The following is a 12,617-nucleotide window of genomic DNA, read 5'->3' as shown; positions in this document are numbered from 1 at the left end:
GCTCAAGCCGCTGCTGCAACGGCTCGCGTCGCATGTGAAACCGGACGGGGCACTGGTGGCTTCAGGGAAGCCCTCCGGTTGCAGGCTCAGGGGTTGGCCGATCTGGAAACTTTCGAGCGGCGCTCGGCCGACCTGTCGCGCCGGTTGTACGACGAGGCGGTGGCCTGTCGGATGCGGCCATTCGCGGACGGTGTTCAAACCATGCCCCGCATGCTGCGCGACCTGGGGCGCTCGCTGGGCAAGCAGGTCAGGCTCGAAATCGTCGGTGCCGCGACGCCGGTGGACCGCGACGTGCTCGAGAAGCTGGATGCGCCGCTGGGCCACCTGCTGCGTAATGCGCTGGACCATGGCATCGAATTGCCTGGACAGCGACACGCCGTGGGCAAACCCGCGGAAGGCGTCGTGCGGCTCGAGGCGCGCCACAGTGCCGGGGCGTTACAGATCACCGTGTCCGATGACGGCGGCGGCATCGCCCTGGACGCACTGCGCAGCGCCGTCGTCGAGCGCCGCCACGCCAAACCCGAGGTCGCGGCCGAGCTCTCGGAGTCCGAGCTGCTGGAGTTCCTGTTCCTGCCGGGTTTCACRCTCAGCCGGCGGGTGACCGAGGTCTCCGGGCGGGGCGTCGGGCTCGACGTCGTGCAGGACATGGTCAAACAGGTGCGCGGCAGCGTTCGCGTGTCGACGCAGCCGGGCCTGGGCACGCGCTTCCAGCTGCAATTGCCGCTCACGCTGTCGGTAGTGCGCACGCTGCTCGTGCACATCGGCGGCGAGCCGTACGCCTTCCCGCTGGCGCGCATTTTCCGCGCCCTGAAAATCGCGCCACAGCGGGTCGAGTTGCTCGAGGGGCGGCAGCACGTCGAAGTCGACGGGCGACGCGTCGGCCTGGTCACTGCGCACCAGTTGCTGCAGGTGGACGCGCCCCAGGCCTTGGCGGGCGACTTGTCGGTCCTCGTCGTCGGCGACCACGAGGACATCTACGGCTTGGTGGTGGACCGTTTCCTCGGCGAATGCGAGCTGGTGGTGCAGGCGCTCGACCCGCGCCTGGGCAAGGTCAAGGACGTCAGCGCCGGCGCGCTGATGGAAGACGGGTCGCCGGTGCTCATCATCGACATCGAGGACATGATCCGCTCGGTGCAGAAGTTGATTGCCTCCGGCCAGCTGAGCCAGGTGCGGCCAGGCACCGGCGCCGCCGGGGCGAGCAAGCGCAAGCGCGTGCTGGTGGTCGACGACTCGCTGACGGTGCGTGAACTCGAACGCAAGCTGCTGGCCCAGCACGGCTTCGACGTCGAGGTGGCCGTCGACGGCATGGATGGCTGGAATGCGGTGCGCACCGGCCACTTCGACCTGCTGGTGACCGACATCGACATGCCGCGCATGGACGGCATCGAGCTGGTCACGCTGGTCAGGAAGGATCCGAACCTGAAGTCGCTGCCGGTGATGATCATGTCGTACAAGGATCGCGACGAGGATCGCCGGCGCGGGTTGGAAGCCGGGGCCAACCACTACCTGACCAAGGGCAGCTTTCAGGACGAGACGCTGCTGCAGGCGGCCGTGGACCTGATCGGCGAGGCGGTCGTCACATGAAGATCGCCATCGTCAACGACCTGCCGCTGGCCGTGGAGGCCTTGCGGCGCGTGCTGGCGCTGAAGCCGGAACACCGCGTCATCTGGGTGGCCGAGAACGGCGCGCAGGCGGTGCAGCGCTGCGCTGAACAGCGGCCCGACCTCGTGCTGATGGACCTGCTGATGCCGGTGGTCGACGGGGTCGAGGCGACACGGCGCATCATGGCGCAGACGCCGTGCGCCATCCTGCTTGTCACCTCCAACATGGGTGCCAACACCGCCCGCGTCTTCGACGCGATGGGCCACGGCGCGCTCGACGTCGTCGACACGCCGACGCTGGCCGGCACCGACCCGCACGCAGGCGCCGCACCGCTGCTGGCGAAGATCGAGATCATCGGCAAGCTGATCGGCGACAGCGCCCCGGCCCGGGTCGACGCCGCCCGGTCCGCTGCGAGGTTGCGCAAGAGCTGCCCGCAGCCCTTGATCGCCATCGGCGCCTCGGCGGGCGGCCCTGCGGCGCTGGCCACCTTGCTGCACGGCCTGCCGGCAGATTTCCCGGGTGCCGTCGTCATCGTGCAGCATGTGGACGAGCAGTTCGCCGCCGGCATGGCTCAGTGGCTCGGGCAGCATTCGACGCTGCCTGTGCGGGTGGCCGCGGAAGGCGACCGGCCCACCGCGGGCGTGGTGCTGCTCGCCGCCACCAACGACCATCTGCGGCTTGTGGCGGGCGGGTGCCTGGCGTACACGCCGATCCCGCGGGAGTACGTCTACCGTCCCTCGGTCGACGTGTTCTTCCACAGCGCCTGTGCGCTGTGGCGGGGCGGCGTCGTCGGCGTGCTGTTGACCGGCATGGGACGCGACGGCGCACTCGGTTTGAAGGCGCTGCGCGACCAGGGGCACCACACCATCGCGCAGGACCAGGCGAGTTGCGCCGTCTACGGCATGCCGAGGGCCGCCGTGGCGCTGGACGCTGCGGTGGACGTCCTGCCCATCGACGCGATCGCACCGCGGCTGCGCGCTGCGCTTTGCATGCAACCAGAACCAGGAGGCCATGATGATCGACCTTGATATGAAGAGCCTCGACCTCCCGAAGCCATCGGCGGCCAGGCGCCGTCCCGTCATGGTGCTGCTGGTCGACGACCAGGCGATGATCGGCGAGGCCGTGCGCCGCGCGCTGCTGAGCCACGCGGACATCGATTTCCACTACTGCGCCGATCCCGGGAAGGCGATCGCCTTGGCCGAGCAGATCGGGCCGACGGTGATCCTGCAGGACCTGGTCATGCCCGGCATCGACGGCCTGACGCTGGTTCGCCGCTACCGCGCCAACGCGGCCACCATGGACATCCCGATCGTGGTGCTGTCGACCACCGAGGACCCGGCGGTGAAAAGCGAAGCGTTCGAGGCCGGTGCCAACGACTATCTCGTCAAGCTGCCGAGCCAGGTCGAGCTGGTGGCGCGCATCCGCTACCACTCCAGGGGGTATTCGATCCAGCTGCAGCGCGACGAGGCGTACCGGGCCCTGCGCGAGAGCCAGCAGCAGCTGACGGAGTTGAACATCGAGCTGCAGCGGTTGACCTACGTGGACGGGCTCACCGAGATCAGCAACCGGCGCCGGTTCAACGAGCACATCCAGATGGAATGGAGCCGGGCGCTGCGCGACCAGAGCACGCTCTCCGTGCTGATGGTCGATATCGATGATTTCAAGCAGTACAACGACACCTACGGCCACCCGGCCGGCGACGAGGCCTTGCAGAAGGTGGCAGGCACCTTGCACCTGAATGCCAACCGCTCGACCGATCTCGTGGCGCGCTACGGTGGCGAGGAGTTCGCGCTGGTCATGACGACCACGCCGGCGGCCGGGGCCAGTTTCATGGCCGAAAAACTGCGCCTGGCCGTGCAGGACCTTGAACTGGCGCAGGGCGATTCGGCGCCGGCCCGGCACCTCACGGTGTGCATCGGCGGCGCCTCGATGATCCCGCAGCGCGGTGGCTCATCCCTTGAACTCATCGAAGCCGCGGACAAGGCACTCTACGAGGCCAAGCGAGGCGGGAAGAACCGCGCCGTGATGCAGGAGCGCAGTCATTGATGGACCGCCGCGGGACGAGGGTTACGTCACCTTCTCGCTCGTGTATTGACCGTCAGTCGAGCGCGGCCAGGGCCTCGCGCCGCCAGCGCCGGCTCTCGGCCACCGCCCATTGCGCGAATGCATGGAGCTCGGACGAACCTTCTTGGTCGGCCCGCCGGCAGAGGTAGAAGCCGCGCCCCGACGACACCCAGCCGCTGAACGGCACGACGAGCTGCCCAGCGGCCAGCTCCCTTTCGATGAGGCAAAGCTGCACGACCGCGATGCCCATGTCGGCAACGACGGCCTCGATCAGTGCAGCGGCCAGGTCGAAGCCCGAGGCCAGTTGGGGCTGGCTCGCCTGCACGCTCTGGGCCTTGAGCCAGAGCGCCCAGTCGGCGGGATGGGCGCTGTGGTGCAGCAGCGGGTGCTGCAGCACGTCTTGCGGCCGGGTCAGCCGGGCAGCGCGCGCCGGGCGGCACACGGGGACCAGTTCGCGCCCGAGCAGGTATTGCGCGACGACGCCTTCGGGCCAGCGGCTGTGTGCGCTCGGCTTGGGGTTGATCCAGCAGTCGAYGTCGTCGCGCTCGAAGCGGTCGTCGTGGCGCCAGCGGCGGAACTCGAGCTTGAGCTGCGGATGTTGCGCTTGCAACGCCGGCAGCCGCGGCACCAGCCAGCGCGCGTACAGCGACGGCACGGGCGCCATGCGCAGTGACGGGCCGGCAGGCGCCGCGTGCAAGGGAACGGCCCGTTCCAGCATGTCCAGGGCGGGCTTGATGCGGGCAAGGTAGCTGGCGCCCTCGGGCGTCGGGGTGACCTGGGCGCCGCCGCGCGCCAACAGCGCCAGGCCCAGCTCCGACTCGAGCCGCTGCACCGCCCGGCTGACTGCGCCCTGGGTGACGGACAACAGCTGCGAGGCGGCGGAGAAGCTGCCCAGCTCGGCCACCGCGACGAAAGCATGGAGTTCGGCCAGCGACGGCGAGCGAAAGCGCATCCACCTATTACATCACTGCATAGAGTGGGGAAAACTTGTCGATGGGCGTTGTGAAAGGTCGCTGGCACAGTCCGCTCGGTCCCAGCTCCACGTCCTCGATATGCAACTTCGTACATTGATCGCCGCCGCCGCGTTGCTGGCGGCTTCCCTGGCCCAGGCGGCACCCACGCCCCAGCAACTGCAGGACCTGGCGAAGCAGGAGCAGCCGGCGCTGCTGGAGACCTTGCGAGCGCTGGTCGAGATCGAGTCCGGCAGCAAGGACCTGGACGGCCTGGCCTCGGTGGCCGGGCTGATCGCCGGGAAGCTCAAGGCCCTGGGCGGCGAGGTGTCGATGATCGAACCCACGGAGGTCTACCGCATGGAGGACACGCCGGAGCGCCAGGGCCAGATGGTGAAGGCGCAGTTCAAGGGGCGGGGCAGCAAGAAGCTGCTGCTCATCGCCCACATGGACACCGTCTACCTGAAGGGCATGCTGAAGGACCAGCCCTTTCGCATCGAGGGCGAACGCGCCTACGGCCTCGCCATCGCGGACGACAAGCAGGGCGTGGCCACCATCCTGCATGTGATCGCGCTGTTGCAGAAGGCGGGCATTGACGACTACGGCACGCTGACCGTATTGATCAACGGCGACGAGGAGATCAGCTCACCGGGCTCGCGCGCGACCATCACGCGCACCGCGGCCGACCAGGACATGACGCTGTCCTTCGAGGGCGCCGGCGTGCAGGGCGGTGTGCGCCTGGCGACCAGCGGCATCGGCTCGGCCTATCTGAGCGTGGAAGGCCGCTCCTCGCACGCCGGCGCAAGGCCGGAGGGTGGCATCAATGCGTTGACGGAACTGGCTCATCAACTGCTGCAGATGCAGGACTTGTCGGAGCCGGCCACGGGCCTGAAGCTGAACTGGACGATGGCCCAGGCGGGCACCAACCGCAACGTGATCCCGGCCCAGGCCACGGCCCAGGCCGATGCGCGCGCCTTGCGTGTGGCGGACTTCGACCGCCTGGAGAAGGAGCTGCAGCGCCGCGTGCAGCAGCGGCGGCTGGCCGATGCCAAGGTGCAGCTCAAGTTCGAAGTGCGCCGCCCGCCGCTGGAGGCCACCGAGGCCTCGCGCGCACTGGCCAAGCGTGCCCAGGCCATCTACGCGGAGCTGGGCCTGCCCATGCAGGTGGCGGAGGTGGCCACGGGTGGCGGCACGGACGCCTCCTTCGCGGCGATACAGGCCCGAGGGGCGGTGATCGAAGGCCTGGGTCTCACGGGCTTCGGCGCCCACTCCAACGATGCCGAGTACGTCGACATCCGCTCCATCGCGCCACGGCTGTACCTCGTGACGCGACTGATCATGGAGATGTCGGGCGAGAACCCTTGAGGCAACCTGATGGGGGTCGTGCGCATTTGGGTGAAGATCCGCACCGAGTCCGGCAATGTGCGCGCCGCTCGACGTGGCCGCCTCCAGGTCAGGTCTCGGCCACCAACGGCTATTTCTCAGAGGAAACGTTCGGCAAGGTCATGACCACCTGGGGACGGATCGGTAGAGCGCTCGCCGCTGTTTGGGTCTGGCCTTCCTTCAATGCCGCGCTGTCGGAAAGGATACTGACAGCCTCGTCAAGAAGCGCATCGTTGATGGTCTTCCGGGTTTTTTCAGCGGCGAGATCCTTGTCCAGCTGGCGTTCGTTGAACTGCAAGCCGTCGTCGACCAGCGTGCCGCTCGCGCCCCTTCCCGCTTCACCCAGCTGGGCAGCCAGGCGCTTCTCCGAGGCAGCACGTTCTTTGCGTCGAACTGATTCACTGAGCGAAATCACGTTGTTCTTGCGACGCTCCTGTGCCTTGGCCACATCCTGCAGCAGGTTCTGGAAGTCAAGGGCGTGCTCGACGCGGGCTGCGTGCCAAGCCAACAGGCGGGGCAACTGCGTTTTGACGTCACCCACAGGCGAGTAGTCGACGGCTCGAATGTTGGTCCACGGCAGGGCATTGACGTAGCTCGACTCTCCGAACTCGGTGTCGTCGCTGGTTTGCGGAAAGAGGATGTCTGGCGTCACGCCACGGAGTTGGGTCGTCCCGCCATTCACCCGAAAAAACTGAGCGATGGTGAACTTCAGTTCACCGTACGTCGGCGCTGCGTTCTTGGCGATCTGGTCGAGGTTGGCGAGGGTCTGGACGGTGCCCTTGCCGAAGCTGCCCTCGCCGATGATCACGCCGCGACCGTAATCTTGGATCGCCGCGGCGAAGATTTCTGACGCCGAAGCCGAGCCCCTGTTGATCAGGACGCCCAGCGGCCCGCTCCATGCCAAACCAGCCTCGGCGTTCTTCTCGACAGTGATGTTGCCTCTTGCATCTCGGGTCTGAACGACCGGCAACTTGCCAACGAACATGCCCGTCAGGTTCACCGCCTGGCGCAGCGACCCGCCGCCGTCATTGCGCAAGTCGATCAACACGCCATCTACTTTCTGGGCCTTCATGTCGAACAGCAGCTTGCCCACGTCGTTCGCTGCGCCGCGGTAGTCCTTGTCGCCCTTTCTGAGTGCGTCGGTATCCTCGTAGAACGAGGGCAGGGTGATTACGCCGACCAGGCGCTTGCCTGCGCCCGTCGTGACGGAATAGATCTTGGCCCTGGCGGCGCTGTCCTGCACTGTGATGGTGTTGCGGACCAGTACGACGGTCCTGTTCGGCGCATCGGGCCCGCTGTCGGCCGGCAGGACGTCCAGCCGAACCGTCGAACCCTTCATGCCCCGGATCAACGCCACCGTGTCGTCAAGGCGCCTGCCGACGACATCCTCCATGGCGCCGGTCGCGCCTTGCGCGACGCCCACGATACGGTCGCCGACCTTCAACTGGCCCGACAGGCTCGCGGGCCCTCCTGGCACCAGCTCCCGGACGGTGGCGTAGTCGTCGATCTGCGTCAGAAGCGCGCCGATGCCCACCAGGGACAGTCGCATGGAGATGCCGAAGTTTTCCGCGGCGCGCGGTCCCAGGTAGTTCGTGTGTGGGTCGATCGCCATCGTGTAGGCATTCATGAAGGCCTGGAAGGCGTCGGCGCTTGTGATCTTGCCCAGGTTCTTCGATGCGCTTTCGTAGCGCTTGTCGAGAATCTTCACGATGGCCGGGTCGTCCCTGCCGGCAAGCTTGAGCCGCAACCACTCGTTCTTGACGCGCTTGCGCCAGAGGTCTTGGGACTCTGCCTCGGTCGCAGGCCAAGGCTGATCCTTGCGCTCGACCGTCAAAGATTCGTCTTGCCCGAAATCGAACCCCTTCTTGAGCAAGGTGCGGCCATAGGTCAGCCGCTCAGCCACCCGGCGTTCGTACAGGTTGAAGACCTCGAACGGCACCCGCAGGTCCTCAGCCAGGATCGCGTCGTCGAGCAAGATGCGGTCGCCTGACAGGCGATCGATGTCGGACTGCAGGAAGTACAGTTTCTCCGGATCGAGCGCCTTTAAATACTGGTCGAAGATCCTGGCCGACAACGCGTCGTCGAGCGAGAGGGGTCGGTAGTGGTAGCGAGACAGCAGGTCCGCAGCCAGATGGGCCGACTTGGCCTGCTGTGCCTCCGGCTTCAGCATCTGCGGGAAAGCCGCCGCGGAGCCTTCGGCAACAACTTGGGTTGCAGCCGTCAGCACGAGCACGAATGAAATCAGCGCTTGCTTCAATGTCACTTAATCCATTTGAACCAAAACATAGTCACAGGCCAGGCTTGACCAGCAACGATCGACGTCTGACCCGCCGGTCAGCGGCGGCTCTCATCCAAATCATTTGATGGACGTCCCCACGTTGACCTGCCCGGCCTCGATGGTGCCATGTTGCCTGGTCCGAGCACCGGGCGCGACGGAGACGGTCGTGCCGGCATGCGATTGCCGCCGCTCAGCCCGAGCGCGAGAAAGGGCGACGGCCGTTCTTGCAAGCCATTCAACTCAATCGTTCGCGGCGGTGGGCAAAACGGCCGGAGGCGAAGCGTCGATCCTCCCCACGTAGAAGCTGCCGTCGTAGCCGAGCCGATCTTTCGGTGGCCGCAACGAAATTGAATACCGCGCGCCTCGCTGCGTCGGCATGGATAGCACTACATGCGGCTCACACTGGCTGGCGGCGCAGTTCCAGGCCGTCCCTTGGTCGTACTCCGCCACGAGGGAAATCGGGTGGAGGTCACGTAGCAGAAAGCCCATGGGCTCCATGGCCGGATCGAACATGTTGCCTTTGACCAAACTGGTGTGGAGGTCTCCCGTCAGCACGACGACGTGAGAGAAAAGCCCCGTAGCGGTCAGCGCACGGACGTTGCGGCTCATCGTTAGGTCGTCCCCGTCGATCGCGCGGACTGTGATCTTGCGAGTCGGCGTGGCTTTGTTGTGCTGCCGCACCTCATCGAGCAGCACAAGCATGGCCATGCTGGTACGCCCATCCTGTTCATGCGCGGGCTTTGACCAATCGCGGGAACCGAGCAACGCCTTGCGTGCACCGCCCCGGCCGTCGCTATCAAGGAAAGCGTCGATTGCCGCTTGGTTTTCCTCTGGCCATTCGAGCGCGAGCGCCACGCTTCTCGCCTGAGCAGCCAAGTTGCAGACATAGGCGCTTACGAAATCCGGTATCTGGCGCGTGCCGTGCAGTTCGCCCAATAGGAGCAGAGAGCTGTCACGCAGGCGCTGGGGAATATCGACAGTCGTCTTGCATGGCGCACCATGCGCAATTCCGGTGAACGCTGCGGCGCTCAACAGAACGAGAAGTGTTTGGCGAGAGAACATTCAGGCTCCAGGGCTATGAACCGACGAAGGTAGGAACGCGCACTTGCGACCTATCCAAAATCGTAGAGCGCGAACCGTTTGTCTCCGTTGGCTCTTTTCACCTTCCGCGGACAGTCTGGCTACGGTTCGTGGCGGCAAGGTCAACAGCATGGCTCGCGGATGGATCGGACACTGGCCACAATCCCAACATGCTAGGCGTTGCGTCTTCAAAGCAGTTGTTTCTACCCTTCGCAGGCCGCTTGTCCGGTTCGCTGTCTGGTGTACGCAGCTCAGCGATGCTGCTGGTCGCGCTGGTCGCACCTCTTTACTGCATCGCGGCGCCCGGCGATGACGCCGCTGGCGCCGGCCCGGTACCCTTAAACCTCAAGCTGCCCCGCTCTCCTGCTCGGGCGTTCGCGACCACCAAACCAAGCGACGCCCCAGCGGCATCCGAACATCGCGGACTACGTCTTGAGCCGCGAAAATCCATAGTCGAGCGGGGCGTCGAAGGCAGTCGTGATGCGCTGATCGCCTGTCAGAACGGCGCCTATCCCGGCGCGACTGTTGCGGCCCATGGTGTGCAGGTCAATGGTGGCGACTCTCAGCCGGGGCACTGCTACCGGTTCTGACGTTTGGAATCGGTTCATCTGCGTCTTTCGCTTTGAGTCGCTCCATCTGCCGGTCGGCAAGCTTTGCGGCGAACGGCGGCAATCAGCCTGAATCCGCCGTCGGTGCTGCAGCGGTTGCCGTCGCTCGCGTCAAAGGGCCAGGTTCAGGGTGCGCGGCATGAAGCAGTCATCGACTCATCGGACTTCGCCGCTCCTTCGATGCCCGATGTAGGGCGCGCAGCGGTCATCCAGCCTCGCGGGCGGCGGTTCACATCGTCAATTATTGGTAGTGGTTCCAGGCATCGGCCTACACGTGCGGCGCGGTGACCTCGGTACGGTGCGGTGAATCGACCCACCTCGTGAGCCCGCCATGCCGACCTTGTCACTTTCACCGCTGAAGATGGCCGCCGCGCTGCTGTGTTGCGCCTGCGTCGCGTCGCCGGGCGTTGCCGCCACGCACCGCGCCCGCGCCACCTCGTCGGCGGCACCGCAGACGCTGGAGGCGTTCAACGCTGCGTCGCTGGTGCCTGGACACGGTCACGCGGTGGGTGCCCACGCGGTCGCCCGCGCCCAGGTGCTTCTGGATCGGGCGTGGTTCTCACCGGGCGAGATCGATGGCCACCAGGGGCGAAACCTGCAACGCGCGCTGATCGCGTTTCAGCGAGCCAGGGGTCTGAAAGCCACCGGCCGGCTCGACGCGGCCACCGCAAAGGCGCTGGAACAGGGCGATACGGGCGGTGCGTTCACGACCTACACCATCACCGACAAGGACGTGGCCGGCCCCTACACCCGCACACCCGCCGACATGGCCGAGCGCGCCAAGCTGAGGTCGCTGGACTACGAAACCATCGGCGAGGCGCTGGCGGAGCGCTTCCATCTCAGCGAGTCGATGCTTGCGTCGCTCAATCGTGGCCGGGCGAAGGATTTCAAGGCAGGCGACGAGTTGATCGTGCCCGACGTCTCCGCGCGTCCGCCGGTCGGCGGCGCGGCGGTCAGGATCGAGATCGAGAAGAGGGCCAAGACCTTGTGGGTGCTCGGCRCCGATCGCAAGGTGCTGGGGGCGTTCCCGATCAGCATCGGCGGGCCGCAGGACCCGTTGCCGCTGGGCGTGCTGAAGATCGTCAGCGAGGTGCCGAACCCGACCTTCACATACAACCCGGCGCTGCTGAAAAACGCCCCCAAGGACGCGCAGAAGGCCGAGGTCGCGCCGGGCCCCAACAATCCCGTCGGTAACACGTGGCTGGGGCTGAGCAAGCCGCACTGGGGCATCCACGGCACGCCCAACCCCGCGCAGTTGGGCCGTGAGGAAACCAACGGCTGCATCCACATGACGAACTGGGACGCGCAACGTCTGGCCAAGCTCGTGAAACCGGGCTTCGAGGTCGACATTCGGCCCTGACTTCGGCTGCAAGGCAGGTTGCACGCAATGGCACTCCTACCGCCTCGCCACGGCGCGTCCCACGCGGCAATGGCCTTGCTGCTGGCCTGCGCCAGCGCTTGCAGCGAGCGCCGCGCGCCAGTGCCGCCGCCAGTCCAACCTCAGGTGACCGCGCCGGCGGTGCGGGTCGAGACACCCGCGGTGCCTTCGTCCTGGCCTGCAACGGCGGTCACACCCGCGTCAGGCCCGGTGGACGTCGCCGTCACGCCTGCCGACATCGCCGACCTGCAGGGCCGCGATTTGTCCATTCCGCTACCTGGCGTGTGGGCTGCCACCCTGACGGATACCTTCGGCGACGGCCGCACGAAAGGTGCCCATGAGGCACTGGACATCCCGGCCCCGATGCGCACGCCGGTGCTGGCGGTGGAGGACGGCGTGGTGGCCAAGCTGTTCACCAGCCAGYGCGGCGGCCTCACGGTTTACCAGTTCGACCCCGCGTCGCGCTACRCCTACTACTACGCCCACCTCGACGGCTACGCGCCGGGCTTGGTGGAAGGCCAGTCGCTGCGCCGTTGCCAGTTGGTCGGCTACGTGGGCCTGACCGGCAATTCGCCGGCCGGTGCACCGCACCTGCACCTGGCGATCTTCAAGCTCGAGCCGAAGCCACGCTGGTGGCGCGGTGCGCCGGTGAATCCGTACAACGTGCTGCGCGGCTCGCGGCCTTGCTCTGCGGGCGGCTAAGCCAGCACCACTCGCTCAGTCCCTGACAGCTAAGCCAAGGCCGGGTTGCCGACGATCTGCCGCAGCACCCGCTCCTCCAGCTCCGCAAACCCTGCCGCCGTGCGCGAGCGCGGCCGTGGCAGCGAGACGGTTGCATCCAGCGCGATGCCGCCACGGTCTATCAGCAGCACGCGGTYGGCCAGGGCCACGGCCTCGGCGACATCGTGGGTGACGAGCAGGGCCGTGAAGCCGTGATGGCGCCAGAGCTGCTCGATGAGGCGGTGCATCTCCAGCCGGGTCAGCGCATCTAGCGCGCCCAGCGGCGAAGACGGCCCTGCTCACTGCGGGCCGAGCGAACCGCCATCGCTTCGTGCGAGCCATGCGGCGGGCCGAGCAGGGGCGGCTCGTTCACCCGGGTGAATCCGCACTGGTCCGGCGGGGGATTTGAAACTTACATTCCCCATATCGCCGCCTGACGCCGCCGTACGGTGGGCGGTTCAGTCCAACAGGTTTATCCGCCGCCGCTATGCCGACACTTCTTCCAACCTCGCCTGGTCGGCGGATAAACGCTATTCGTTAGCCGTCTTATGCCC

The 12,617-nt window shown here is 66.5% G+C and carries 10 protein-coding genes and 1 pseudogene; 7 read left to right on the top strand and 4 right to left on the bottom strand.

Annotation, left to right across the window (positions count from 1 at the left end):
• From ACXJKR_RS11800 to ACXJKR_RS11790, 3 genes are all read left to right on the top strand, one after another.
• Nucleotides 1–1,584: hybrid sensor histidine kinase/response regulator (locus ACXJKR_RS11800; RefSeq protein WP_457323003.1), on the top strand; the 1,584-nt coding region annotated here is incomplete at its 5' end.
• A complete protein-coding gene (gene cheB / locus ACXJKR_RS11795) occupies nt 1,581–2,630 on the top strand; it encodes a chemotaxis-specific protein-glutamate methyltransferase CheB (RefSeq protein WP_457323002.1) in 1,050 nt (349 codons plus the stop codon). The genes ACXJKR_RS11800 and cheB, both read left to right, overlap by 4 nt.
• Nucleotides 2,614–3,648 (top strand): diguanylate cyclase, encoded by a 1,035-nt coding sequence (locus ACXJKR_RS11790; RefSeq protein ID WP_457323001.1) that lies wholly within the window; start codon nt 2,614–2,616, stop codon nt 3,646–3,648. Before cheB ends, ACXJKR_RS11790 begins: the two co-directional genes overlap by 17 nt.
• Nucleotides 3,649–3,700: 52 nt before the next feature.
• On the opposite strand, the gene ACXJKR_RS11785 is transcribed toward ACXJKR_RS11790, so the two are convergent.
• Complete coding sequence (locus ACXJKR_RS11785) at nt 3,701–4,618, bottom strand: LysR substrate-binding domain-containing protein (RefSeq protein ID WP_457323000.1); 918 nt, start codon at nt 4,616–4,618, stop codon at nt 3,701–3,703.
• Between the two features lie 100 nt (nt 4,619–4,718).
• Here ACXJKR_RS11785 and ACXJKR_RS11780 point away from each other — a divergent pair, with 100 nt between their 5' ends.
• Nucleotides 4,719–5,981, top strand: coding sequence for a M20/M25/M40 family metallo-hydrolase (locus ACXJKR_RS11780; RefSeq protein WP_457322999.1), 1,263 nt, complete (start codon nt 4,719–4,721; stop codon nt 5,979–5,981).
• Between the two features lie 109 nt (nt 5,982–6,090).
• On the opposite strand, the gene ACXJKR_RS11775 is transcribed toward ACXJKR_RS11780, so the two are convergent.
• Complete coding sequence (locus tag ACXJKR_RS11775; protein WP_457322998.1) at nt 6,091–8,262, bottom strand: carboxy terminal-processing peptidase; 2,172 nt, start codon at nt 8,260–8,262, stop codon at nt 6,091–6,093.
• A gap of 255 nt (nt 8,263–8,517) precedes the next feature.
• Complete coding sequence (locus tag ACXJKR_RS11770) at nt 8,518–9,339, bottom strand: hypothetical protein (protein WP_457322997.1); 822 nt, start codon at nt 9,337–9,339, stop codon at nt 8,518–8,520.
• A 275-nt stretch (nt 9,340–9,614) separates the two neighbouring features.
• Between ACXJKR_RS11770 and ACXJKR_RS11765 the strand changes: the two genes are divergently transcribed.
• The 3 genes from ACXJKR_RS11765 to ACXJKR_RS11755 all read left to right on the top strand — a co-directional run bounded on the left by ACXJKR_RS11765 (nt 9,615) and on the right by ACXJKR_RS11755 (nt 12,045).
• Nucleotides 9,615–9,947: a hypothetical protein gene (locus ACXJKR_RS11765; RefSeq protein WP_457322996.1), complete on the top strand. Its 333-nt coding sequence runs from the start codon at nt 9,615–9,617 to the stop codon at nt 9,945–9,947.
• Between the two features lie 349 nt (nt 9,948–10,296).
• Nucleotides 10,297–11,325 (top strand): L,D-transpeptidase family protein, encoded by a 1,029-nt coding sequence (locus tag ACXJKR_RS11760; protein WP_457322995.1) that lies wholly within the window; start codon nt 10,297–10,299, stop codon nt 11,323–11,325.
• 69 nt (nt 11,326–11,394) lie between these two features.
• The gene (locus ACXJKR_RS11755) at nt 11,395–12,045 is read left to right on the top strand and encodes a M23 family metallopeptidase (RefSeq protein WP_457322994.1); all 651 of its coding nucleotides are present in this window, start codon (nt 11,395–11,397) and stop codon (nt 12,043–12,045) included.
• A gap of 29 nt (nt 12,046–12,074) precedes the next feature.
• Here ACXJKR_RS11755 and ACXJKR_RS11750 read toward each other — a convergent pair.
• Nucleotides 12,075–12,347: pseudogene (locus ACXJKR_RS11750) on the bottom strand (aliphatic sulfonate ABC transporter ATP-binding protein); the annotation flags it as partial.
• Nucleotides 12,348–12,617: the final 270 nt, after the last annotated feature.

Source organism: Roseateles sp. P5_E11, from assembly GCF_054049355.1.
Note: the sequence above shows the minus strand (reverse complement) of the source record. Positions and strands in the feature narration are given on the sequence as shown.